This is a genomic window from Paenibacillus sp. 2TAF8 (assembly GCF_052114825.1).
Lineage (GTDB): Bacteria > Bacillota > Bacilli > Paenibacillales > Paenibacillaceae > Paenibacillus.
Map to the genome: position 1 here is coordinate 158603 of NZ_JBFRFN010000001.1, position 25905 is coordinate 184507.

A 25905-nucleotide genomic window follows, 5' to 3' on the forward strand; every position below is an offset into this window, starting at 1 on the left:
AGATGCGGATTTTATGATATGAATGCTTATTAAAAGTTAGTATGTGACAAAAAGAAACAAAAATAAATTGATTTTTTGACATTAAAGTGCTAACATCCAATTAATAACGAAAGCGATCCTTCAGGGCAGGGTGTAATTCCCTACCGGCGGTGATGCATATGTCGAGGATATAAGTTTTCCGACGACATGGCAAAGTCCGTGACCTGTCTGCCTACGGCAGATGGCTGATCTGGTGTGATTCCAGAACCGACAGTATAGTCTGGATGGGAGAAGGAGTGGGTGTATGCCAAGCAGGCTGCACTCCGCAGGAGTGATGTTACACAGCATTTATCACTTGATTTGATGTTGTGTAGGGAGAGCTTATTATTAATGAGTTTTCCTGTACATAATACCGTAACATAACAGCTCTTTACCTAAGATGTTGTATTCAACAAGGTATGTGTTTGTTTTCACTTGCCTGTTATACGGATTGGTGAAGTGTCGTTATGGTTGTGGTTGTACACCATTCACTCCTGTAGATGACAGTAGACTCTCATCATCCCCACCGGAACGGATTGTTCGGTGGGGATTTTTTAGTTCAAGATTATAACCGTGGGGTGAACAATATATGGAAATGATCAATGATGAATTTTATATGGCGTTAGCACTGGATATGGCAGAACGGTCACAAGGACAGACTGGAATTAATCCTGTCGTGGGATGTGTCGTAGTTAAGGATGGACGAGTTGTTGGTCTGGGAAGCCATTTGAAGAGAGGTACAGGCCATGCGGAAGTGCATGCACTAAACATGGCTGGAAGCGATGCGGAGGGCAGTACCGTCTACGTAACGCTTGAACCTTGCAGTCATTACGGTAAAACTCCGCCCTGCAGCGAACGTTTGATTCATGAGAAGGTCAAACGGGTGGTTGTCTGTTGTGAAGACCCGAATCCACAGGTATCTGGCACAGGCATCAGTATGCTTCGTAAACAAGGTATCGAGGTTGAAGTGGGTGTTTTGCGCGAACGAGGAAGACGTATGAATGAAAAGTTTATTAAGTTTATTACAACAGGTCTGCCTTTCGTTACCCTCAAAACAGCATCTACGCTGGATGGCAAAATTGCTACTCGCAGCGGAGACAGCAAATGGATCTCCAACGAACCGGCACGCGAAATTGTGCACGCGCTTCGCCATCGTCATCAAGGCATTATGGTTGGTGTGGATACGGTTATCGCCGACAATCCGGAGCTGACCACCCGTTTGCAAGTAGAGGGGATTAGTCCGGTACGGATCGTAGTGGATTCCAAACTGCGTCTGCCTGTAGGCTCCAAAATGGTCAAGGATGGCCTTGCGCCAACCTGGGTTCTTACGACCGACGAGGCTAGTCAGGAATCGGCAGAGCGTCTTGAAGCTTACGGTGTTGAGGTAATCCGCTGCGGTCCAGGGCCGCGGGTAGATTTGCTGCACGGATTGAGCAAACTGGGAGAGCGTGATATTGGCTCCATTTTGCTGGAAGGCGGCGGCACACTGAATGGTGCTATGCTGGAAGCGCGGCTCGTAGATCGGCTGCTTATGTTTATCGCTCCGAAGATTGTAGGTGGATATGATACACCTGGCAGCTTCCGTTTTGAAGGCGTAGAGCGTATGAGCCAAGCGATTCAATTGCATCAGCTGGAAATTGAGCAAGTTGGGGATAATATCAGTATTGGCGGCATTCCCGTTTGGCCAGAATAAGCCAGAGTAATGTATCACAATTGAGTTAGACTCAAAAGGATGCGTGCGACAATAAAATAGATACACAGCTTTAGATTAGGAGGCGGCAGTATGTTTACGGGTTTGGTGGAAGAAGTAGGTCAGATCCGGCGCATTGGCCGTAAAGGCGAAGCCTTGGTTCTGAACATCGAAGCTTCTGTCATTATGGATGATCTCAAGATTGGAGACAGCGTCGCAGTTAACGGGGTTTGTCTGACAGCGACTACGCTTGAGGGTGGAGGTTTTACAGCAGACGTCATGCCTGAAACGTACCGTCATACGAATCTCAGTCAACTCCAATCTGGTAGCAGGGTCAATCTGGAACGAGCCATGTTGTCCGGTGGACGATTTGGCGGTCATATTGTGCAGGGGCACGTTGATGGAACTGGAGTTATTGGTAGCATCACGCGGGATCAGAATGCGGTTGTATTTGAAATCAGACCGGATAACCATGCACTTTTCCAATTTTTGATTCCGAAAGGTTCAGTCACTTTGGATGGAATTAGCTTGACGGTGGTGCAAACAACTCAAAGTTCCTTCACGGTTTCCATTATTCCTCATACGATTGGGGAAACGGTTCTTAACATGAAAAAAACGGGAGATACCGTCAACATTGAGTGTGATATTTTGGGCAAATATGTAGATCATCTGTTGCAGTACGGCAAAGGTCATGCGGGAACGAGTAAAGACAAGCCGCGCAGCATTAGTGAAGAGTTTCTTTCGAATCACGGATTTGCCTAAATTTTGATTGATATATACAACGTAAAGATGGGGTTGAATGATCCTTATTTCATTTGCACAAAAATGTAGTCATCAAAATAAATCGGAAACAGGAGGTGCAGCCAATGTCAGAACAATCCGAGCCGTCCATTCTGGACTCAATCGAAGCAGCTATTTATGATTTGATGCGGGGGAAACCCGTTATTGTGGTGGATGATGAAGACCGGGAGAATGAAGGCGATTTTATTGCTTTGGCGGAAAAGGCGACCCCGGAAGTTATCAATTTCATGATTACCGAAGGTAGAGGTTTAGTCTGTGTTCCGATTACACAGCATCGAGCAGACGAATTGAACCTTAAACCGATGGTTCAGCAAAATACGGATTTTCATGGGACGGCATTCACGGTCTCTGTGGATCACATTGATACAACGACAGGCATTTCGGCGCATGAGCGTTCGATTACAGTTAAAGGTTTGATTGATCCGAACGCGAAAAGCAGTGATTTTCGCAAGCCGGGCCATATGTTCCCGCTGGTCGCTAAAGATGGCGGTGTGCTGCGTCGTGCCGGACATACGGAAGCCGCAGTAGATCTTGCGATCATGTGCGGTTCTTACCCTGCTGGGGTTATCTGTGAGGTAATCAAGGAAGATGGCACGATGGCTAGACTTCCTGACTTGCAGGAGATTGCACGCAAGCATGATCTGAAGCTGATCAGTATTCAGGACATGATTCGTTACCGGAACGAAAAAGAACAGCTGGTGAAGCGTGAAGTATCCGTGCGGATGCCAACCGATTTCGGAGAATTCCAGGCGGTGGCTTACACCAATGCGGTAGACAATAAAGAACATGTTGCCTTGGTCAAAGGACAGATTGATGGTTCCAAGCCTGTATTGGTACGTGTACACTCTGAATGTTTGACTGGTGACGTTTTTCACTCTCATCGCTGTGATTGTGGCCCGCAGTTTGATGCGGCTCTGAAACAGATTCATGATGAGGGTAATGGCATACTGCTCTATATGAGACAGGAAGGTCGCGGGATTGGTCTGATCAACAAACTCAAGGCTTATAAGCTGCAAGAGGAAGGACTCGACACGGTGGATGCCAATCTGAAGCTTGGTTTTGCTGCCGATTTGCGTGATTATGGTATTGGTGCGCAGATTTTGAAGGATCTCGGCGTTCGTCAGATCCGGTTGTTAACGAACAACCCGCGTAAGATCAAAGGTTTGGAAGGTTATGGTCTGGAAGTGGTAGAACGTGTGCCGATTCAGATGAAGGAGAATGTGGATAATACCGCTTATCTTCACACCAAGCAAGCTAAACTGGGGCATATGCTCAAGTTTGATGATATTGAACAGAACGAGCAGTAATTAACCGAACATGCTTGGTTTTCTGATATGTAAATATTGGTAATTGACACGGTAAGCAGCAGAAGCTAAAACATCATATATCGACAGGGAGATGACGATAATGCCTAATTATTTTGAAGGACATTTAGTATCGGAAGGTTTAAAATATGGCGTGGTCGTTGGACGGTTTAATGAATTTATTACAAGCAAGTTGCTCAGTGGTGCGCTGGATGCATTCAAACGTCACGGCGTGCAGGACAATGAAGTGGATGTAGCTTGGGTGCCGGGAGCTTTTGAAATCCCGCTTATTGCACAGAAAATGGCCGAAAGCGGCAAGTATGATGCAGTCATCACTTTAGGAACGGTTATCCGTGGTTCAACAACACATTATGATTATGTCTGCAACGAGATGGCGAAAGGGGTAGCGGCGATTAACCTTAAAACAGGTGTACCTACCATCTTCGGACTGGTTACTACGGAGAACATCGAACAGGCGATCGAGCGTGCCGGAACGAAGGCAGGCAACAAAGGCTGGGATGCGGCTACAGCTGCGATTGAAATGGCGAACTTGACGAAACAGCTAAAATAGTGCTTATTTAATAGTAGTGCCCTGCTTTGCGCAGACGAAATCGGGAGACCGGCTTCGAACGGCTGGCAGGGTTTTTATTTTTCTGGCGGGAGGATTCGTCTAGTGACGGTAGTTACATACAAACTGGAGACTTTTGAAGGGCCTTTGGATCTGTTGTTGCACCTGATTGATAAGGCTGAGATTGACATCCAGGATATTCCCATCAGCGATATTACCGATCAATACATGGCGTATCTGCATTCCATGCAGGAGCTGGAACTGGATATTACAAGTGAATTTCTGGTGATGGCAGCTACGCTGCTGTCCATCAAGAGCAAACTTTTACTGCCCAAACCACCGGTAATCGAGGATTTCGAGGATTATGATTATATGGAAGATGAAGATTATGATCCACGTGCTGAACTGATTGCACGTCTTATCGAATATCGCAAATATAAAGGAATTGCGCGGCATCTCCATGAACGAGAGTGGGAGCGAAGCCTTATTTTCTCCAAAGAACCCGAGGATCTGCGTGCCTATATGCCTGCTGAGGAGCAATCGAATCCGGTACAAGGACTGCATACTTCTGATCTCATTGCGGCGTTTCAGAAGGCCCTGCGCAAAGCTGAGAAGCGCACAACGGTCACACGGATCAAACGGGATGAGATTTCCGTCAAGGATCGCATACGTGAAGTCATCGGTTCGCTTCAACAGTTAGGGCCTGGAGGCCGATTACTGTTCTCCAAGTTGATGGATGATCAAATCTATCGACATGAGATCGTGGTGACGTTTCTAGCGGTGCTGGAGCTAATGAAGATGAAGCAGATTGTTTGTTATCAGGAGCGGTTGTTTGAGGATATCGTTATGGAGTGGAGAGGGGAAACAACGAATCATGGATTTTCCGAAATTGAAGTCGATTATTGAGGGCCTTTTGTTTTTGTCTGGAGAAGAAGGCTTAAGTGTAAAACAAATCGCCGAAATCGTAGATCAGCGCGTAGAATTAGTTACGGATGCGATTGAGGAGATGATTGGTGAATTTGCCCGTCAGGGGAGAGGTGTACAAATTTTGAAGATTGCAGGTGTCGTGCAACTCGGAACATTGCCGGAACATGCGGCGTATTTTGAGAAGTTGGCCTATTCCCCTGCACGGACGTCTTTGTCACAAGCGGCGCTTGAAACATTGGCGATTGTAGCTTATCGTCAGCCCATTACACGGGTGGAGATTGAGGAGATTCGCGGTGTGAAATCGGAACGTGCTATCCACACTTTGGTGAACAAGGATTTGATTGTGGAAGTGGGGAGAGCGGAAGCGATAGGACGCCCAATTTTGTACGGAACGACGAAGTCATTTCTTGATTATTTTGGACTTGCCTCGATTAAAGATCTTCCCGAACCTGGTTTTTTTGAAGACTCGGAAAATTTGGAGGAAGAAACCCAGTTGTTATTCGACAAGTTGGATATAAAGCAAACAGATGTCTTGGATACAGACGTGCAGAATGTGTTTGATTTTAACGAAGAAACAGCATTTCCTGAAGAAGATATAACGCCGTATCCAGACGATGATTCTTCGAGTTCATCTTGATTCTATGTGATCGGTAAGAGTATTCAGAGACAAAGTGGAGATAATCTGCTTTGTCTCTTTGTATTTTATCAAAATGTTCGGCAAAAATTGGGGTAATTGAATAGATTGGTGAATTTTTTCCAGTAAGGAATGCCATACTAGACATGAAAAGAATTGAGGGCTTGGAGGTAAGGCCTGTGTGGATCTGGCTTGGAGGAATCGGTTTGTTCATCGCACTGCTGATTGCCGCAGTCCTCATCTCAAATGTTCATGTACATGTTGTATTTCGTAAACATAAGAGCGATGACTATGCAAATATTAATGTTCGGTTGCTGTATGGCTTCGTACGAATGAATTACGAAATTCCGAGCATTGTTTTTCGAAATATGAAAGAAGGCTTCCTGCTTAAGACAGAACAGTCCATGAACCATTCCCGAGGAGAAGTGTTGGGGAGTCAGCAGGTGAACAAACGTAAAGTAAAAAACTGGGCAAAAGAAGTTAAAGTGATGCTTCGAGCAACGGAGGCTCTAAAAATTTGGGTCAGACAGACCCTTAGACGTGTGCATATAACCAATCTGTTTTGGTCTACTGCGGTTGGAGTGGGTGATGCTGCATATACAGCTATGCTGTCAGGCTGGTTGTGGAGTATCAAGTCCATGATTGTTGGTTTCTTGACGTATCAGATGAGATTCAAAACGGTACCTGACCTTGAAGTTCTTCCTGTCTGGTCGGATGAGATGGAATTCCGAACAGAACTAGATTTCACATTGCGCATTCGTATGATGGCCATTGTTGTTGCAGGATTGAGACTACTTACGCGTGTCCTGCAGGTTGAGGGAGGCTGGAAAATGTGGTTCAAGCTCCTTCAGCAGCAACGCCGCAAATATAAAGAAAAGAAGAAGCATAGGCGGATTGTGGATAAAGAAGCTAGGAAATCCGGAACTTAACAAGGGCATGATTGATGAATCAAATGTGATGTTGCAATTTGAGATCATATACGATGGGTTCCCTACATGGATTACATAACTCCCCGAAACTTGGGGATGATATGGTTAGATCAAAAACCTATACAAGTTGACCGTCACATTGACACAATAGTATTTATGTTAATTATTTCAGTCAACGGATATAGCTTATATTGAAACTGGAGGGAATACACATGTCAGATCATCCAATTCAAGGCTTAATGGAAACTGCAATGGAAAATATCAAGGCCATGGTGGATGTCAATACAATCGTTGGCGATGCTGTAGAGACACCGGATGGTACGGTCATTCTGCCGATCAGTAAAGTCGGATTTGGATTCGCGGCAGGCGGTAGTGATTTCAACGTAAGTGATGCAAAAGGAAGCGGCACATCAAGTACGACGGAACATGCTCATTCCGCGAAGGTCGCATCTCCGTTTGGTGGCGGTAGTGGCGGCGGTGTATCCATCCGTCCAATCGCTTTTCTTGTTGTTGGCAAACAAGGTGTACACATCGTACCACTGGATAATTCGACGCACTTGTTCGAAAAATTGATCGATTCAACACCTTATGTACTCGATCGCATTCAAGAAATGTTCCGTCACCGTAATCATGGAACAACGGAACATGACGTTCGAGTGACAACAGATCATACGACGTATAGCTAAGCCACAAGGTTACCTCCCTGATCCCTCAAGCACTATGGTGCAAGAGGGATTTTTGCTGTTTTCACCTGTACGGGACATACTCCAGGTTGTCCGAACATAGGATAGTACAAGATTCCAAGTGACCCGGAGGAATGTGGATGCGAAAATTAATGAAGGCTATTGTAGGTATGCTCATGCCTGTATTGCTGTTCTCAACCATGAGTGCACCGTCTGTTCAAGCGACGATTACTGGGCCCTCTAACCATGCTCAAAGTGCAGCGCTCATTGATGTAACATCAGGTCGAATTCTGTATAGCAAAGATGGGGACAAGGAGCTGCGCATCGCGAGTTTGACTAAGATTATGACTGCTATCGTTGCGATTGAAGAAGGGAAGTTAGATGCAAAAGTCAAGGTGAACCCTTCTGCTTTTGCCAAGGAAGGATCCTCGCTGTACCTTAAGCTGGGCGAGGAAATGACACTTGAAAATATGTTATATGGTCTCATGTTGCGCTCAGGCAATGATGCAGCTTCGGCGATCGCCGAACATGTAGGCGGCTCAGAGGAAGGTTTTGTTTTGCTTATGAACAAAAAGGCTGAGCAAATCGGATTGACACGTTCCCATTTTTTGAACCCGCATGGTCTGGACGCCGAGGGCCATTACTCCACAGCGAATGATTTGGCGAAGTTAACAGCTTATGCGCTTCATAACCCGGTGTTTAAACGCATCGTGGCAACAGAGAACAAATCCGCTCCCAATCCGAATGAAAGCTGGGAATACTCCTGGCACAACAAAAACAAAATGCTTCGATTGTACGAAGGTGCAGATGGTGTGAAAACCGGATACACCAAAAAAGCATTCCGTTGTCTGGTCAGTTCGGCAACACGGAACGGACAACAACTGGCAGCGGTGACACTTAACGATGGTGATGATTGGAACGACCATGCGAAAATGCTGGATTTTGGCTTTGAACATTTTCCGCTAGTGGAGATCGCAAAGCAGGAACAGCCTGTGCAGAACATGGAACTCGTAACCGGGCGTGGGTTTAAATACCCGCTCGCCAAAGGTGAAGAAGAAAATATAAACAAAAAATTGATTTTGTTCGATAAACGTGCACAGACCAATGTAGGAGAGAAAGAACAATCAACCGACCCTTCGTTTGGACTTGCAGGACGAATTGATATGCAGCTAAAAGGAGAATCGATCGGCTCCATACCTGTGTATTACAAAGGCAGCTATATTCCGCCAGAGCCGAAAGTCGAAGATGTTACACTCGGTGGCATTGGGGAAATCACGACCTGGCTTTCAGCTTGGAAAGCAGTATTAGGCCGACTGTTATCGCCTTGATAAGAATAGAAGCATAGCTGTGGTGGCTGTTAAGAGGAGGGGTGATTACAGTGATTAATCTGATCTGGTTGATGATGATCTTGATCGGATTTGCTTTTGCAGCAGTAAACGGGAAAATTGAAGTGGTTACTCAGGCAGCATTTGATGGTGCTGCAACCGGTGTGACGGTATGTTTCGGTCTGATCAGTGTGCTCGTATTCTGGATGGGGATGATGAAAATGGCAGAAGATGCTGGTCTCCTTGGGCGAATAGCAAAGCTGCTTGGACCCGTTGTAGGATTTCTGTTTCCCGATGTACCGAAAAACCACCCTGCCATGGGTTACATACTTTCCAACATGAGCGCTAATTTGCTTGGCCTTGGAAATGCGGCTACCCCAATGGGGATCAAGGCTATGCAGCAGTTGCAGGAGCTAAATCCAGATAAGCAAACCGCATCTCCAGCCATGTGTACACTGTTGGCGCTGAACACGGCCAGTATTACGATTATTCCAACAACGCTGATTGCGATCAGGTTGAACTATCATTCCGCGAATGCTACTGAGATTGTAGGCACAACGTTGATGGCTACAATTATTGCTACGCTTGCTGCCATTATGGCAGATCGCTGGTATCGAAACAGAACCCTCCGCAGATCGCCGGGTATATCCCAAAGCGGTAATCCTGATATGAAAGGATGAGCAGCCTTGTTAACCTTCATTAACTGGATTTCGGTCTGGGCCATTCCGGTTATTATCGCGTTTGTTCCATTATATGCGTTTACCAAAAAGGTTCCGGTCTACGAATCCTTTGTTGATGGGGCGAAGGATGGCTTCTCGACTGCAATCAGCATCATTCCACATCTGGTGGGAATGATGGTTGCCATTAGCGTTTTTCGTGCCTCGGGTGCACTGGATTTTGTTATTCAATTTTTCACTCCACTTGTGTCTTGGATGGGTGTGCCTGGAGAAGTGCTTCCATTAGGCATATTACGTCCTTTAACCGGAACAGGCTCGCTAGCTTTTACAACGGATCTGATTAAAACGTACGGCCCTGACTCTATGATTGGCCGGATGGCATCTACCATTCAAGGTAGTACGGACACGACATTATATGTGCTAACTGTATATTTCGGCGCAGTTGGTATACGGAACGGGCGGTATGCACTCAAAGTTGGGTTGTTTTCTGACATTGTTGGATTTATAGCTGCACTTGCCATTTGTTTGATCGTTTTTGGTTAAACTATTGTTCCTTTTCTTCCGATATACTAGTTATGCTAGAATAATAACGGAGGAGAGTGAGACATGCATAAGAGTTGGAAACGAATACTCCGTTACGGTTTGACAAGTATGCTCGCCATGACGGTGCTTGTAGGTTCAACAGGGTTAGCAGGTGCTCAGGCTGAACAGACGATACATTTTAACGGCTACTTTGATAAATCATTGCGTGCTCAAATGGCAGTTACGGCCGATTCTTTTCCGGTAGTGAATGTACGTTTGGTTAAAACAGACGAGCCGGATATGGTTTATTACGATGTAGGTACTTCGATTCTTATATCCAAAGATGAAGTGCTAACCAACTACCATGTTGTACAGGGATTTGCTGAGCTGTCTGGTGGGGATAAAGGAACACTAACGGTCGCGAGCCCGGGTGCACTCAATCAGGGAGTTAAAGCTAAGATTGTCAAAACCGATCCGGTAACGGATATGGCTTTGTTGAAGCTGGACAAACCGATCAACGCTGAACCGGTAAAGTTCGCTGATGCCCGTGACAATCAGGTCGTTTACACCATCGGATTTCCTAAAAATCCGTCTGGAGATCTTGTGATTTTGGATGATGATTTCCCTTCGACATATAACACGATAACGAAGAGTCGGGTGTTCAGTTCTCTGGCTGCGGATGTTCCGGGTAAAGCAGGCATAGGGAACATCGTTAAAGCGATGGCTCAAGGCAATTCAGGTGGACCAGTACTCGATCAGAACAACCGGGTCATCGGCATGATGACATTTGTATATGGCGGACGAACGTATTTCATTACTTCAAAGACATTGCAGACGTTTGTAGAAGAAGCTGCGGCACCGGAGAAAAAACCAATTGTGGTTGCAGGCAAAGTTTCAAACTAACTCTAATTACAATGAGATACGAAAGTTGTTAATAATAAAGAGAGTTTACCTAAGCGTGGTCTGAAGGAATCGGACGTGGCGAGGGTAAGCTTTTTTTGTATCCAAACGATAAAAACATCTATTATTCAACACATAAATTAACGATAATGCTTGTATGTTCACAAAAACATCGGATAATCCTTGTGATTTCCCGGTTGGATGGGTATCATTAGTGTGAGGTGACATGACAAACATGGAAAGATTACAAAAAATTATCGCACAGGCAGGCATTGCATCCCGCCGCAAGAGCGAGGAACTGATCCTGTCCGGTAAAGTGGAAGTTAACGGGGAGGTCGTAACCGAACTGGGTACGAAAGCGAACCCCGAAGAGGATATGATTACGGTAAATGGCAAGCCGATCCGCAGTGAGAAAAAAGTGTATTTGATGCTGAATAAACCTAAAGGGGTTATTACAAGCGCATCAGACCCGGAAGGTCGGAAAATTGTATCCGATTATCTGAAAGGTGTTAAGGAACGTGTCTATCCGGTAGGGCGTCTTGATTATGACACAGAAGGTCTGCTTATTTTGACCAATGATGGCGAATTTGCGCATCTGCTGACCCATCCAAAGCATCATGTGCCTAAAACGTATCTGGCTACGGTTAAAGGTGTACCACATGGTACAGCTCTGGAGAAGCTCAAAACGGGGATTATGCTTGAGGATGGTATGACCGCTCCAGCAGAAGTGGAATACAAGGATGTGGACACCGCTACCAATGAATCCGTGATCTCCATTACGATCTATGAGGGACGAAACCGCCAGGTGAGACGTATGTTTGAAGCGATTAACCATCCAGTAACTCGTCTTAAACGGATATCGTTTGGGGGCATCCTGCTGCAAAATCTGAAACGTGGACTTACACGTAACCTGACCAAAGAGGAAGTCAACAATCTGATTACCCTCGCAAAATCCGAACCCGCCAAAAAAATGAAAAAAAGGTAATGTGAGGACACATAATTTTCATAAAACCGCCGCAGATTTGTGACGAAATTCGCTATAATTGTTCATAGGATGTTCACAGTTTCTAGAACAAGAGTCTATATAAGTGGAACACTTCTTTTACACGTTAACGGAGAGGACAGAAAAAACCTGGAAAAGCGAAGCTAAAAGCTTTCTGAAAGAAAGCTACATCGGAAGCATACGCCTCGCCTTTATCACCGGATTTTCCCTTTTAGAAAAGGGAATTCAAAAAAAATCTGGGGATAACAGCTACCCTCAAGGTTATTCTGTCATTGGAGTGGGCTGTGTAAAATCTTTAGTTCAACTAATATAGCTAATGAAATCGTCACTTTAAAGGGGAGCAGCACATGGGGAAATCAAGAAGAACGGTGCAAATCGTTATTTTGTGCTTGATCCTGGTGTTGGGCGGGTACGCGATTACAACATCGGTATCCGGCTCGAATGGCAAACCAAAGGAAGGGGATCAAGCCCCTTCTTTTGAACTGCTGGGCCTGGATGGTCAAGTTCATACGTCTGATGAGTATCGAGGGAAAGCGATGGTTATCAATTTCTGGGGCACATGGTGTGAACCTTGTGTGAAAGAGATGCCTGCACTTCAAGCGCAGGCTGACAAATGGAAGGATAGGGGTGTCCAATTTGTCGGAATCAACGTTGGAGAAGACCAGATGACGGTTGAAAATTTTGTGAAGCAAGTGGGTGTTACATTTCCGATAATGTTAGACCGGGACAAAAATTCAGTTCGGGACTACGGAATTTCGCCGATGCCAACAACATTTTTTGTATCTGATTCGGGTAAAATCTCCACTATTCATATCGGGCAATTGGATTTGGACACACTTGACGCTCAAATCTCACAGCTGGCGAAGCAGCCCTGACAGGAGGTCTACTTGTGTTCCAAAATACAAAATGTGAGTGTGGTCATCAGAATCCGGTAGGAACCGTATTATGTGAAGCATGTGGTAAGCCACTTCTGGAGGGAACGGCTCAATCGAATGAAGTGCTGGAGATGCGTTATGATGGCATGGCACGGCGTTCACAGCGCAGTAATCCGAATATTATTGATCGAATATGGAACTTTTTTTCATCTGTCAAAATTGCTGTTTACATGATCGTTCTTACACTTGTTGGCTCTATGCTGGGCACGATCTACCCGCAAGAGAGTACGTTCCTGAATATGGATCCTTCCGTTTATTACAAAGAAACCTATGGTCAGTTAGGCCATATTTATTATCTTCTGGGTCTATCTCATACATATGAATCTTGGTGGTTTATTACGCTATTGGTGATGATTGGAGCTTCGCTTGTCATCTGTAGTCTGGATCGGGTGCTTCCGCTTTACAAAGCGCTGAACAAGCAGCGTATTCGGAAACATTTACAATTCCTGACGAGACAACGTCTCGTGTATCAAGGTTCCGTCGAAGAGGCGCCAGAAGAGTGGATTAAGAAAGCGGTTACTCCGCTGCGTAAAAAAGGATATCGTGTTCATACGCAAGGGGATGCATTGCTTGCTGAGAAGCAGCGTTTCAGCCGCTGGGGTCCTTATGTCATTCATATTGGACTTATAATTTTTCTGCTCGCTGTACTCGCACGTGGACTTCCAGGTTTAAATCTGGACGAGCATGTGGCTTTTCCCGAAGGGGAAATCAAAAAAATCCCGAACACGTCCATGTATCTGAAAAATGAAAAGTTTAGTGTAGAGTTTTACAGTGAAGATGAGGTGCCGGAGCAGTTCAAAAATTTGAATAAAACGGTTCCCAAGTTGTTTGAAACCAAGGTCGTTTTATATGAATGCACAGCAGATTGCTCGGATCTATCCAAAAAACCTCAGCTTGAAGAGGTTGCAAGACATGATGTTCGAGTGAATCATCCTCTGAATTACCAAGGTCTGAAGGCATACCAGTTTGACTATGATCTTACGCCGACTATACGCTCGGTCACACCGGATCTGGTCAATACGAAGACTGGGGAAGTTTACGGCGCTTTAAAGATTGATATGATGGATACGCAGCGCTCCTTTGAGGCAGGTCCTTATACATTGACTGTCAAGGAGAAGTTTATGGACTTTGCGCTGGATGATAAAGGCGAACCCAAATCAAAATCACCTTCACCCAATGCACCTGCATTTCTCTTCCATATTAAAGGGCCAGATCTTCCCGAGAAGGGAATTCAATACTTGTATTTTGCCAAACAAATTGACAAGCAACGCTTTCAGCAAGATGCAATCAATCGTCAGCTTGTAGGAGGGGAGCTTCCTTTGCAACTGGAGGTTGACAGTATGGACAAGGTTGACCTTATACAGTCGGTAAGTTACCTGAATATACGCGTGGACAAAGCGATGCCGTTTGTATGGGTAGGGGCTGGTATTGTCATGCTGGGTCTTGTCATGGGCTTTTATTGGCATCATCGCCGCATTTGGATTCGATTCGACAATGAGCGGATTACGCTCGGCGGGCACACGAACAAAAACTGGTTCGGATTCAGGCGAGAAGTTTCCGGTATTTTGAAACAGATGAACCTGGAAGTGGATGAGAAGTCGTTGGATAACGGAGGGAACCAAGCATGAGTATACTTGATTTCAGCAGCGATGCATTTATCGTATCTTTTTTTCTGTATTGTGCTGCATTTTTATTATATGCCGTTGCCGTTATGGGCAAGAAATGGAGTAACCGTGATCCCCTGGATCATATGAATCGTTGGGGTAAACGTGCTTTTATAGCATCTACGGTTGCGTTGACTGCACATTTTGTTTTCTTCGTCACACGCTGGATTGGTGCAGGCCACATTCCGGTAAGTAATATGTACGAATTTATGTCCTTTTTATCCATGATGATCATGGTTGCATTTATCGTAGTATATGCGATATATCGGAAATCTCTGCTGGGCTTGTTTGCACTTCCACTTACCATTATCATTATGGCATATGCTGCCGTATTTCCTCAGGAAGTTCAACCTCTGATTCCAGCATTGCAATCAATCTGGTTAAAAATTCACGTTACGCTGGCGGCCTTAGGTGAAGCGTTTTTCGCTGTAGGTTTTGCTGCTGGATTCATGTACCTGCTTCGAACGGTTGRTTTTAGTGGAAAAGACAAGTCTTCTCGTCGCCAACGCGGGTGGGTTGAATTTACTCTCATTACAATAGTGGTGGTCATCGGATTTATTGGAACGGTATTTGCTTTCCGTGCAGCTGGCTATGAAGCCGTGTTTACGCAGAAAACAGTCAGCATTGACACAAAGGGAGAGGAAAATAGTACAATAGAGAAAGTGATTTATCGCATGCCTCCTATTTTTGCTCCATATAATAGTGAAGTAGAGAGCATTAAACCGTTTCTCGGAATGAAAGAGCCTTTACTTGAAACGCCATCCTGGATGAAAGGTGTAAATGCAGGACGTAAATTGAATACAGTTGTTTGGTCTATCTTTACAGGTCTGATCCTTTATGGACTCATTCGTTTAATTGTTCGCAGGCCGCTTGGACAAGCGTTACAGCCGATGATGAATGGAATAGACGCGGATGACCTCGATGAGATCAGTTATCGAGCTATCGCGATCGGATTCCCGATTTTTACGCTGGGAGCTTTAATTTTTGCCATGATTTGGGCACAGATTGCCTGGAGTCGTTTCTGGGGCTGGGATCCCAAAGAAGTATGGGCATTGATTACATGGCTGTATTATAGTGTGTATTTGCATTTGCGTTTATCCAAAGGGTGGCAGGGTCAGAAGTCTGCATGGCTCGCCGTGCTTGGGTTCCTGGTCGTTATGTTTACACTGGTTGGCGTAAATCTGATTATCGCGGGATTACATTCCTATGCGGGAGCAGACTAGTAAAGTGCGTTCAAAATCGTGGGCAAAACAACGATAAATCCATGATGTACCCGTTCACCAGAACTGGGTATTCAAATATTGTTCGCAAGATCGAACATAATAGAAGTAATGAGGAGTATTGTAAAGGGGCTTGAGTGGGCATGTCAGAACATGAGAATCGTATTTTGGTCGTGGATGATGAAGAAAGAATCCGTAGACTGCTTAAAATGTATCTTGAAAAAGAAGGGTATGAAATTGATGAAGCGGAGGATGGCGAAACAGCACTTCGTAAAGCAACGGCCGGGGATTACGGTCTCATTTTGCTAGATGTCATGCTTCCAGGCATGGACGGTGTTGAAGTGTGTACCCGACTTCGTCAGGTGAAATCTACCCCTGTATTAATGCTCACCGCAAAAGGGGAAGAGATTAATCGTGTACAAGGTTTTGAAGTAGGGGCAGATGACTATGTTGTAAAGCCGTTTAGCCCGCGTGAGGTTATTTATCGGGTGAAGGCCATCTTGCGTCGTTCTTCAGCTACTGCATATCTTTCCAAGGAGAGTAACTCGAGCAACAATATTGTTTTTCCGCATCTCGTTATTGAGCATGATGCTCACCGAGTGACTGCGGGTGGCGAAGAAATCAGCTTAACGCCGAAAGAATACGAGTTGCTGCATTATCTTGCAACATCTCCTGACAAAGTTTTCTCCAGAGAAGAACTGCTTAAGGATGTATGGAACTATGAATTTTTCGGTGATCTTCGCACCGTTGATACCCATGTGAAGCGTCTTCGTGAGAAGCTGAACAAGGTATCACCTGAATCGGCAGCGATGATAACAACTGTGTGGGGTGTCGGTTATAAACTGGAAGTACCGAAATAACTTTGCCTTCTGGAGATCATTGGTTGGGAAGTTATGGATTACGATTATTTGCCTTGTCGGTTGTGTACTCATTGCGCTGGGTTTGTTTCTGTTGCCCTATATTGATACCAACTTTGCTGAGTCTGAATCCAGAGATATCAAAAGACTGTTTACTTATATTTGCATTGTCGGATTCAGCTTAACTACGTTTTTTGCATTGTTTCTGTTCACTAAGATTACACAGCCTATGCAGCAATTAATTCAAGCAGCTAACGCCATCCGCAAGGGGAAATATGAAACGAGACTTTCTCTTCGTACCAATGACGAAATCGGTGAACTTGCATACACGTTTAATCACATGGCTGTTCAACTGGAAGACACCATTCGGAATCTAAATCATGAGAAGGAACATTTGGCAAGTGTGCTGCGAAGCATGACGGATGCCGTGATTACTTTTGATGGTGAGGGAAAGGTGATCTTGACAAATCCGCCTGGCGAAAAGATTATGCAGGGCTGGTATGCCCTTGACTGGGCTCAGGAGGATGAAGGTCTGGATGGGTACCCTTCTACAAATCCATCTCGTGATGTCCCGGAGCCGCTTGTTCCCTTATTCAGACTGGTGATGGAGCAGGGGGGGGACCAGAACTCCAATGTTCACGTGCAACAAGGAGTATGGTCTGTTCAGATGGCACCTTTATATGCTGATAGTGTGGTGCGTGGTGCGGTGGCTGTGCTGAGAGATGTTACCGAAGAAGTGAAAATGGAAAAGATGCGTCGTGACTTCGTTGCTAATGTATCACACGAGATTCGTACACCGTTATCAATGATGCAAGGATACAGTGAGGCGTTACTTGACGGGATGGCAACATCACCCGAAGAGAGTGAAGAACTGATTCAGGTCATTCATGACGAGTCGCTGCGGATGGGCAGACTGGTGAAGGATTTGCTTGATCTGGCTCGAATGGATGCAGGACATACCGATATGAACATGAAAGAAGTTGAGCTAGGTGAACTTCTTGAACGCATCTATCGAAAATTCATGGTACGTTCAAAGGAACTGGGGATTCAGCTTCAATTTGAATGCAAGCAGCAGATGATCTCACTTCAACAGGCAGATGAAGACAGGCTGGAGCAAGTGTTCACGAATTTACTGGATAATGCCTTCAGACATACACCTGCTGGTAAAAGTGTGAAAATTTCAGCTGAACTTGTCACTCATCTGCGTGCTCCATTTGCGAAGGTGAGTGTAAAAGATCAGGGCGTGGGTATTCCCACATCAGACTTGCCTTTTATTTTTGAGCGTTTTTACAAAGCAGATAAAGCTCGGGTTCGGGGAGAAAGTGTGGGAACAGGTCTTGGCTTGGCAATCGTAAAAAATATCGTAGATGCTCATCAGGGCACGATTCATGTCAATAGTGTGCTTGGTGAAGGCACGGAGTTTATTTTACAATTTCCCGTAGAATCTTCGAAATAGGTAGATTTCAAACAAATATTGCCGAAACACCCTCTGATTGAGGGTGTTTTTTTGTTGAAGTATTCCGTTTAATCTTGTTCAACGTGGAACAAAAGTCGTATCATTTTTTGGTCGGAAAATAATGTCCAAGATAATTTTTGATCTCTTCCTTCATAGGATTGAAAAACAAGATGTCAAAGGAGGATTGAGCCAAGTATGTCCGATGGACGTAAAAGAGTGAATATTAAAGCTTTTTTGGAGGGGAGATCATTTCGAGCGGGTTCACCCTTTATTCCGATAACGGCTAGTGAACTAGAGCAATATGAATCAATTCTTCGTGCTCTAGCTGTAACCATTCCAGCAGCTATCAACCAGCCTAATGCAGCGAATATAGTTGCGTTACAGAACGGATTACGACAATTACTTACGTTTGTGAATGAATCTGAATTCCGTGCGGGAGTAAAGGCAGAACTTCAAGCTGTATTGGAACTGACTATTGCTTCTTCTGAGGTCATTCCAGTTGCTTTAATTAATCTTGCAGGAAATTTACAAAATCTGTTGGATGACTTGTTAAGTGTAACATTGCTTTTAGAGATACCTCCCGAAGTGAAGGATCGGTTAGTCGGATTAATTCGCTCGATATCTATTTCATTAAGCAGAGCAACAACGGCTTTTGGCACGGGGGGCAGCACGGGCCCTGCAGGTCCTCCTGGTGTTCCCGGAGTTCCGGGTGTACCAGGGGTTCCTGGGGTGAGAGGAGCTACTGGTTCAACAGGTGCTGCAGGACCAGCTGGAATTGCAGGTGCTGTCGGTCCTATAGGCCCGCAGGGTCCACCAGGACCGACAGGGATTCCCGGCGTAGGATTAAACAATATTACAACGTTTAACCCTGTAGCTGGATCAACGTATGCGCAAGGTCAGGTTGTTAGTTACAATGGAAGTCTTTTTGTGGCCAACGTAAATGGCCCGGTGGGTGTACCTGGAAGTTCACCCGATTACACGCTTTTGCTTGCCGCCGGTTCTACAGGTGCAACCGGGGCAACGGGTGTGGGACTTTCTGGAATTGTTGCCTTTGATCCAGCTCTAGCACCTGGATATCCTGCCGGTCAAGTCGTTACTTATAATGGCAGTACTTATATTGCCAGTGTGGCAGGTCCCACAGGTACACCAGGTACATCTTCAGACTATACATTGATCGCTGCATCAGGGGTGACAGGAGCTACTGGGGTGGGCCTTAACGGTGCTATTACTTTCGACCCGGCTCAAGCGCCGACGTATTCAGCAGGCCAAGTGGTCACATTCAATGGAAGTACGTATATTACAAATGTCGCTTCACCGACAGGTACGCCAGGAAGTTCACCTGATTATACATTAATTGCTGGTGCAGGACCAACGGGGGCAACCGGTGCTACAGGTGTGGGGCTCACAGGGATTGTTACATTCGATCCTGCTCAAGCGCCCACATATCCAGCAGGTCAGATTGTAACGTCTAATGGTAGCACATATATTACGAATGTCGCCGCACCAACGGGTATACCAGGAAGTTCACCAGAATATTCGTTACTTGCCGGGGCAGGTTCAACTGGAGCAATCGGAGCAACAGGAATGGGTTTGGAGGGAGTTGTACCATTTGATCCGGCTGTTGCGCCAACGTATTCAGCAGGCCAAGTGGTCACGTTCAATGGCAGTACGTATATCACCAACGTGGCTTCACCAACGGGTACACCAGGAAGTTCACCAGATTACACATTACTTGCTGGAGCAGGGCCATCAGGAGCTACAGGAGCGACAGGGTTTACTGGTACAACGGGAGCGACGGGTGTAGGCTTAAGCGGCATCGTTGCATTTGATCCAGCTGTAGCGCCGACGTATCCAGCCGGTCAAGTGGTGACGTTTAATGGCAGTACGTATATCACGAATGTAGCCTCGCCAACGGGCACGCCGGGCACCTCGCCGGATTATACGTTATTAGCTGGAGCAGGGGCTACAGGTGTAACTGGGGAAACGGGAATAACGGGTGCGACCGGTATCGCTGGAGAGACCGGAGCCACGGGAGTAACGGGTGAAACCGGGGTGACTGGCGCCACGGGGACAGCCGGAGCAACCGGTGCAAGCATTACAGGAGCGACAGGGGCCACGGGCTCAGGGTTAAGCGGTATCGTGGCATTTGACCTAGCTGTAGCGCCGACGTATCCAGCCGGTCAAGTGGTGACGTTCAATGGCAGTACGTATATCACGAATGTAGCCTCGCCAACGGGCACGCCGGGCACCTCGCCGGATTATACGTTATTAGCTGGAGCAGGGGCTACAGGTGTAACTGGGGAAACGGGAATAACGGGCGCGACCGGTATCGCTGGAGAGACCGGAGCCACGGGAGTAACGGGTGAAACCGGGGTGACTGGCGCAACGGGGACAGCCGGAGCAACCGGTGCAAGCATTACAGGAGCGACGGGGGCCACAGGAGTAGGATTAAGCGGCATCATGGCATTTGATCCAGCAGTAGCGCCGACGTATCCAGCCGGTCAAGTGGTGACGTTCAATGGCAGTACGTATATCACGAATGTAGCCTCGCCAACGGGCACGCCGGGCACCTCGCCGGATTATACGTTATTAGCTGGAGCAGGTGCGACAGGTGTAACTGGGGAAACCGGAATAACGGGTGCGACTGGTGAAACCGGGGTGACCGGCGTAACAGGCACAGCTGGAGTGACCGGAGCAACCGGTGCAAGCATCACGGGTGCAACAGGAGTCACAGGAGCCGCAGGAGCAACCGGCGCAAGCATTACGGGTGCAACAGGATCCACAGGATTGACGGGAGCAACGGGTGAAACCGGGGTGACTGGCGCAACGGGCACAGCCGGAGAGACAGGAGCAACCGGTGCAAGCATTACGGGAGCGACGGGGGCCACAGGAGTAGGTTTAAGCGGTATCGTGGCATTTGACCCAGCAGTAGCCCCAACGTATCCAGCCGGTCAAGTGGTGACGTTCAATGGCAGTACGTATATCACGAATGTAGCCTCGCCAACGGGCACGCCGGGCACCTCGCCGGATTATACATTGCTTGCTGGAGCAGGGGCTACGGGTGTAACTGGGGAAACGGGAATAACGGGCGCGACCGGTATCGCTGGAGAGACCGGAGCCACGGGAGTAACGGGTGAAACCGGGGTAACTGGTGCAACGGGTACAGCCGGAGAGACAGGAGCAACCGGAGCAACCGGTGCAAGCATTACAGGAGCGACAGGGGCCACGGGCTCAGGGTTAAGTGGTATCGTGCCATTTGATCCAGCAGTAGCACCGACGTATCCAGCCGGTCAAGTGGTGACGTTTAATGGCAGTACGTATATCACGAATGTGGCTTCCCCAACAGGTACGCCGGGCATCTCACTAGACTATACGTTATTAGCAATTGCAGGTGCGACAGGTGTAACTGGGGAAACAGGAATAACGGGTGCGACTGGTGAAACCGGGGTGACCGGCGTAACAGGCACAGCTGGAGTAACCGGAGCAACCGGCGCAAGCATAACGGGTGCAACAGGATCCACCGGGGCGACGGGAGTGACGGGTGAAACCGGGTTGACCGGCGCAACGGGCACAGCTGGAGTAACCGGAGCAACCGGCGCAAGCATWACGGGTGYAACAGGATCCACCGGGGCGACAGGAGCAACGGGTGAAACTGGGGTGACCGGCGCAACAGGCACAGCTGGAGTAACCGGAGCAACCGGTGCAAGCATCACGGGTGCAACAGGAGCCACAGGAGTGACGGGTGAAACCGGGGTGACCGGCGCAACGGGTACAGCTGGAGTAACAGGAGCCACAGGAGCCACCGGGGCGACGGGTACAACTGGAGCAACGGGAGCTACAGGCATAAGTGTCACGGGTGCAACGGGGGATACCGGAACTACCGGAGCTACAGGTACGTCCGTTACGGCAACTTCAGCTTTTGCTGAAAATACGAGTGGTACGATTCTTGTTCTTTTGGGTGGTACATTGATCCCACTGACAAACAATCAAAACATCGGAACAGGTATTACAGTCAATGGCTCTAGCGATACGTTTACTTTAGCTAACACTGGAAGATACTTTATTTCTTACAAAATCAGTTTAACAGCTGCAGCTCTAATACAATCCCGGGTATTGCTTAATGGCGCTGCGATTCCAGCAAGTGTTGTCTCTCCAGCTCTATCCTTAAGTCAACTGCAAACAGAATTTATCGTCTCGGTTACTGCTGGTTCGACAATCCAACTTCAGCTTTTCGGCCTTGTGGCCACGGCTTTACTTGCACCACCAGGTGCAACATTAACGATTATTCAATTAAGTTAACTATTCTTAATCTCACAGGACGCAAAAAAGACGGGAGCATTATGTTCCCGTCTTTTTTTGTAACATTTAATGAGTCCTTTGTATTAACCGAGTACAATCTCAACAGCTGTATTCAGTTCAGGCAGAGACGTAAGCTGAACCAGTACGTCTTTTGGCACTTCTTTATCAACGGTCAGGATCATGATCGCAGCGCCACCAATGATTTTACGTCCAACTTGCATGGATGCGATATTCACATCATTTTGACCAAGCAAAGTACCTACACGTCCAATGATACCCGGTTTATCGTTGTGCGAGATCAAAATTTGATGGCTTTCCGGTGCGATATCTACAGGGAATTTATCAAGACGAACAATCCGTTCTCCGTATCCTGCAAGAAGCGTACCAGCCACGCGGCGTTCTTCAGCATCTTGTGTTGTTACGAGTGTTACGGTAATAAGGTTTGTAAATCCTTTTGTAGCAGAGGTTTGGCTCACAACAACATTCAGGTCACGAATTTTGGCCAAGTGCATGGAGTTGACAATATTGGCTTCTCCGCCCAGATGTCTTGCCAGAATACCTTTCACAATGTAACGAGTGAGTGGTGATGTATCCACTTCTGACAGGTCACCAGCATAGTCAATGCGAATCTCTTGGACTGCATTTTGAGTGATTTGTGCTGCAAAACTTCCTAGCGTTTCACCCAATTTAAAGTATGGTTGCAGTTTGTTCATAACGGTTGGTGCGACAGCTGGCATATTAACTGCATTTTTAAATGGTTCATTGCGAAGAATGTGAAGAACTTGTTCAGATACGTCAATTGCAACGTTCTCCTGAGCCTCTACAGTTGATGCACCCAAGTGAGGTGTAACGATAATGCTTGGATGATTCAGGAATGGGTGATCTGCTGCAGGTGGTTCACTTTCAAATACGTCGAATGCTGCTCCAGCAACAATTCCTTCATCAATCGCTTCAACAAGCGCCATTTCATCAACTACACCGCCGCGTGCACAGTTAATAATACGCATGCCTTTTTTCATAACTTCAAATTGCGGACGGGAAATCATATGACGTGTTTCCGGTGTGAGTGGAGTGTGTACAGTCATAAAGTCCGCATTACGGATAATATCATCAACACTTGCCAGCTTGACTTGCAGTTTCTCGGCACGCTCCTCTGTAAGGAACGGGTCATAAGCGAGAATGTCCATTCCGAAAGCTTTGGCACGTTTGGCTACTTCGCTGCCGATTCTTCCCATACCAAGTACACCAAGTGTCTTATTTCTTAATTCCACACCGAGGAACGTTTTACGATCCCATGTACCCTGAATCGTTTTGGCATATGCCTGCGGAATGTGTCGTGCCAGTGCCATCATCATGGCAAAAGTGTGCTCACAAGTCGTAATGGTATTACCGTCGGGTGCATTAATGACAATGATACCGCGTTGTGTAGCAGGTTCCAGCTCAATATTATCTACTCCAACTCCTGCACGTCCAATCACTTTAAGATTGGTGCCAGCCGTCATAATACGTTCAGTAACACGGGTCTGGCTACGAACAAGTAGAGCATCATAATCTCCGATAATGGCAACAAGCTCATCTTCACTAAGTCCGGTTTTCTTCTCGACAACGACATCACTTGCATCCACCAGCTGCTGAATTCCCAGATCACTGATTGGATCCGACACTAACACTTTGTACATGGTTTCTTCCTCCTTAGGTTTGTATATCTATAATCGTCAAGGTTTGTTCTCCGGCAGGAGACGTTCCTTAAAACCAAAGTGATTCTTCCCTCCAACAACGCGGTGTCGTAGCAGAGGGGAAGGGTAAACTAACAGGGTGATTCCACAGGATTCTTTTATCAAAACAATCAAAAAAACTCTCAATCCACATACTGCTTGCGCAATAAGGGACGAGAGTTGTCGTGGTACCACCCTAATTCACCGCCGTTTCGCAACGACAGTCTTAGCGGTCAATGAAGACCGAAGAGGATAACGGGTCTAAACCGATTGCACCTACTCCAATTTCAATGCAATAACTCAGGAGCGCTCAAGATCATCTGCCCGCCACCGATTTTCACCAACCATCGGCTCTCTGAAAGACAAAGCAACATCTTTTTTCCATCATCGTGTTTGACGTAACTAATTTTTTCATAATGTATCATGGCTTACATGAGCATGTCAATAGGCTTCAATGTTTTAATTCTTCACGTTAAAGGCTATGATTTTTGGAACTTCAGAGAGTGCCTTCAATCTTCTTAGAACAAATTATATCGGGATTTAAGTGCTTAAACATACTGTTTCGTGAAAGAAATTTCACTGCATTAATGAAGTAACGTTTTGAGGTGATCAACCGGGACTTGGGACAGGTCTTGAATAGGATTGGTTTTTTGGCTATCATTTAGTATACTATCGGATTGGTCAATGAAGTGGTTATCAAATAACTCAAGAGGACAGACTCAGCAATGAAAAAAAAGAAATTTCCGAAGTTTAAAATTCAGAAGGCCGAGCCGCAGCAATTAACTGAACGTTTACTCTTAATTAACCTGTACTTTACCCAAGGGCTTACTTTGATCGTAGGGATCGTATGGATTTTGCTGCAGAAAAGGGATCTATTTGAAGTCTTGGCCTTACCTAATCATCTTCAGTTTTTATGGTGGGGTCTTGGTCTCGCTGCGATTATGCTTGTCATGGACTTGGTTCTGTCCTATGTCATACCTCAGGAAAGTATGGATGATGGGGGAATTAACGAACTGCTGTTTCGCGGGCGTCCAATCTGGCATATTGTATGTATAGCAGCCTTGGTGGCTGTATGTGAAGAGTTGCTGTTCCGTGGAGCAATTCAACACGCAATTGGTCCATATTGGACAAGTATTTTATTTGCTGTTATTCATATTCGGTATCTTCGCCACTGGATTCCTACAGGATGGGTGTTTGTGTCGAGTTATGGATTGGGCTTTATTTATTTGCAGTCGGGTACATTGTGGGCACCGATTTTGTGTCATTTTATCATTGACCTAGTATCTGGATTAGCGATACGTTTTCGGAGGGGATCATGAGTCAGCCATTAAGCAGGATGAAAACATATGGCAGCCAACGTCAGCGTCACTCGGACAATAAAGAGAAAACAGGGCGGAACGCTGCTTCACAGACAAGTTTCGTTGCTGAAACGTCAGTTGCTGCAGAAACAGTGGGACTTCCGCCAATTACTTCAATTTCGTTGCCGAGATCACAACGTGGGTCGAGCGCATCCGCACTGGAAAGTCCGGTTTTACCTCAACGAGCGCCTAGTCGCTCCAAGAAAAAGGCAAACCAGGAGGAAAATTCAGTTTCCGAAGCTAGCTCTTTACCCACTCGAACTGAGCTACATCCTTCACGCCGTTTGAGATTAAGCAAAAGATTTGTCAATTCACTTATTTTTATTTTTATTATGTTAACCGTTGGTTTGGTGTGGTGGGGAATTAAGGGAGCCCCTCCTTTAAACACATTCCTCCCATTACCGTGGTAACGCTAGCCAG

General features: G+C 46.3%; 22 protein-coding genes, 1 riboswitch and 1 other annotated feature. Of the genes, 21 read left to right on the top strand and 1 reads right to left on the bottom strand.

Features of this window, described 5'->3' with window-relative positions; translation table 11 throughout:
• Window positions 1-112: 112 nt before the first annotated feature.
• Window positions 113-279: riboswitch (FMN riboswitch) on the top strand.
• A 328-nt stretch (window positions 280-607) separates the two neighbouring features.
• The 19 genes from ribD to AB4Z30_RS00895 all read left to right on the top strand — a co-directional run bounded on the left by ribD (window position 608) and on the right by AB4Z30_RS00895 (window position 22412).
• Window positions 608-1711, top strand: coding sequence for a bifunctional diaminohydroxyphosphoribosylaminopyrimidine deaminase/5-amino-6-(5-phosphoribosylamino)uracil reductase RibD (gene ribD, locus AB4Z30_RS00805; RefSeq protein ID WP_441922328.1), 1104 nt, complete (start codon window positions 608-610; stop codon window positions 1709-1711).
• Between the two features lie 90 nt (window positions 1712-1801).
• Complete coding sequence (locus tag AB4Z30_RS00810) at window positions 1802-2470, top strand: riboflavin synthase (protein WP_441922330.1); 669 nt, start codon at window positions 1802-1804, stop codon at window positions 2468-2470.
• A gap of 104 nt (window positions 2471-2574) precedes the next feature.
• On the top strand, window positions 2575-3816 hold the full coding sequence (locus AB4Z30_RS00815) for a bifunctional 3,4-dihydroxy-2-butanone-4-phosphate synthase/GTP cyclohydrolase II (protein WP_441922332.1): 1242 nt from the start codon (window positions 2575-2577) through the stop codon (window positions 3814-3816).
• 100 nt (window positions 3817-3916) lie between these two features.
• Window positions 3917-4384, top strand: a complete 468-nt coding sequence (ribH, locus tag AB4Z30_RS00820) for a 6,7-dimethyl-8-ribityllumazine synthase (RefSeq protein WP_090922403.1) — start codon at window positions 3917-3919, stop codon at window positions 4382-4384.
• Window positions 4385-4486: 102 nt separating this feature from the next.
• Window positions 4487-5287, top strand: a complete 801-nt coding sequence (locus tag AB4Z30_RS00825) for a segregation and condensation protein A (protein WP_441922335.1) — start codon at window positions 4487-4489, stop codon at window positions 5285-5287.
• On the top strand, window positions 5256-5945 hold the full coding sequence (gene scpB, locus AB4Z30_RS00830; RefSeq protein WP_441922337.1) for an SMC-Scp complex subunit ScpB: 690 nt from the start codon (window positions 5256-5258) through the stop codon (window positions 5943-5945). The genes AB4Z30_RS00825 and scpB overlap by 32 nt, the downstream gene beginning before the upstream one ends.
• 143 nt (window positions 5946-6088) lie before the next feature.
• The gene (locus AB4Z30_RS00835; RefSeq protein ID WP_441922339.1) at window positions 6089-6871 is read left to right on the top strand and encodes a DUF2953 domain-containing protein; all 783 of its coding nucleotides are present in this window, start codon (window positions 6089-6091) and stop codon (window positions 6869-6871) included.
• Between the two features lie 212 nt (window positions 6872-7083).
• Entirely contained in the window at window positions 7084-7557 is a 474-nt protein-coding gene (gene ytfJ / locus AB4Z30_RS00840; RefSeq protein ID WP_441922341.1) for a GerW family sporulation protein, read from the top strand.
• Window positions 7558-7694: 137 nt separating this feature from the next.
• Window positions 7695-8882: a D-alanyl-D-alanine carboxypeptidase family protein gene (locus AB4Z30_RS00845; protein ID WP_441922343.1), complete on the top strand. Its 1188-nt coding sequence runs from the start codon at window positions 7695-7697 to the stop codon at window positions 8880-8882.
• Window positions 8883-8932: 50 nt separating this feature from the next.
• Entirely contained in the window at window positions 8933-9559 is a 627-nt protein-coding gene (locus AB4Z30_RS00850) for a nucleoside recognition domain-containing protein (protein WP_441922345.1), read from the top strand.
• A 6-nt stretch (window positions 9560-9565) separates the two neighbouring features.
• Window positions 9566-10099 carry a spore maturation protein gene (locus tag AB4Z30_RS00855; RefSeq protein ID WP_441922347.1) on the top strand — a complete coding sequence of 178 codons (534 nt, stop codon included), beginning with the start codon at window positions 9566-9568 and terminating at the stop codon, window positions 10097-10099.
• 63 nt (window positions 10100-10162) lie between these two features.
• Window positions 10163-10981, top strand: coding sequence for a S1 family peptidase (locus AB4Z30_RS00860; protein WP_441922349.1), 819 nt, complete (start codon window positions 10163-10165; stop codon window positions 10979-10981).
• Between the two features lie 232 nt (window positions 10982-11213).
• Window positions 11214-11963, top strand: a complete 750-nt coding sequence (locus AB4Z30_RS00865) for a pseudouridine synthase (RefSeq protein WP_441922351.1) — start codon at window positions 11214-11216, stop codon at window positions 11961-11963.
• A gap of 365 nt (window positions 11964-12328) precedes the next feature.
• The gene (locus AB4Z30_RS00870) at window positions 12329-12856 is read left to right on the top strand and encodes a redoxin family protein (protein ID WP_441922353.1); all 528 of its coding nucleotides are present in this window, start codon (window positions 12329-12331) and stop codon (window positions 12854-12856) included.
• Between the two features lie 14 nt (window positions 12857-12870).
• The gene (gene resB / locus AB4Z30_RS00875; protein ID WP_441922355.1) at window positions 12871-14544 is read left to right on the top strand and encodes a cytochrome c biogenesis protein ResB; all 1674 of its coding nucleotides are present in this window, start codon (window positions 12871-12873) and stop codon (window positions 14542-14544) included.
• Entirely contained in the window at window positions 14541-15803 is a 1263-nt protein-coding gene (gene ccsA, locus AB4Z30_RS00880; RefSeq protein ID WP_441922357.1) for a cytochrome c biogenesis protein CcsA, read from the top strand. Before resB ends, ccsA begins: the two co-directional genes overlap by 4 nt.
• A gap of 140 nt (window positions 15804-15943) precedes the next feature.
• Window positions 15944-16660, top strand: a complete 717-nt coding sequence (locus AB4Z30_RS00885) for a response regulator transcription factor (protein WP_110894386.1) — start codon at window positions 15944-15946, stop codon at window positions 16658-16660.
• A gap of 19 nt (window positions 16661-16679) precedes the next feature.
• Entirely contained in the window at window positions 16680-18113 is a 1434-nt protein-coding gene (locus AB4Z30_RS00890) for an ATP-binding protein (RefSeq protein WP_441922359.1), read from the top strand.
• Between the two features lie 195 nt (window positions 18114-18308).
• A complete protein-coding gene (locus AB4Z30_RS00895; RefSeq protein ID WP_441922361.1) occupies window positions 18309-22412 on the top strand; it encodes a BclA C-terminal domain-containing protein in 4104 nt (1367 codons plus the stop codon).
• 83 nt (window positions 22413-22495) lie between these two features.
• Here AB4Z30_RS00895 and serA read toward each other — a convergent pair whose 3' ends face one another.
• Complete coding sequence (gene serA / locus AB4Z30_RS00900) at window positions 22496-24091, bottom strand: phosphoglycerate dehydrogenase (RefSeq protein WP_090917287.1); 1596 nt, start codon at window positions 24089-24091, stop codon at window positions 22496-22498.
• 202 nt (window positions 24092-24293) lie between these two features.
• Window positions 24294-24524 (bottom strand) — a binding site (T-box leader).
• Between the two features lie 328 nt (window positions 24525-24852).
• Between serA and AB4Z30_RS00905 the strand changes: the two genes are divergently transcribed.
• Window positions 24853-25446, top strand: a complete 594-nt coding sequence (locus AB4Z30_RS00905; protein ID WP_441922364.1) for a CPBP family glutamic-type intramembrane protease — start codon at window positions 24853-24855, stop codon at window positions 25444-25446.
• On the top strand, window positions 25443-25895 hold the full coding sequence (locus tag AB4Z30_RS00910; RefSeq protein ID WP_441922366.1) for a hypothetical protein: 453 nt from the start codon (window positions 25443-25445) through the stop codon (window positions 25893-25895). The genes AB4Z30_RS00905 and AB4Z30_RS00910 overlap by 4 nt, the downstream gene beginning before the upstream one ends.
• The last annotated feature ends 10 nt before the right edge of the window (window positions 25896-25905 follow it).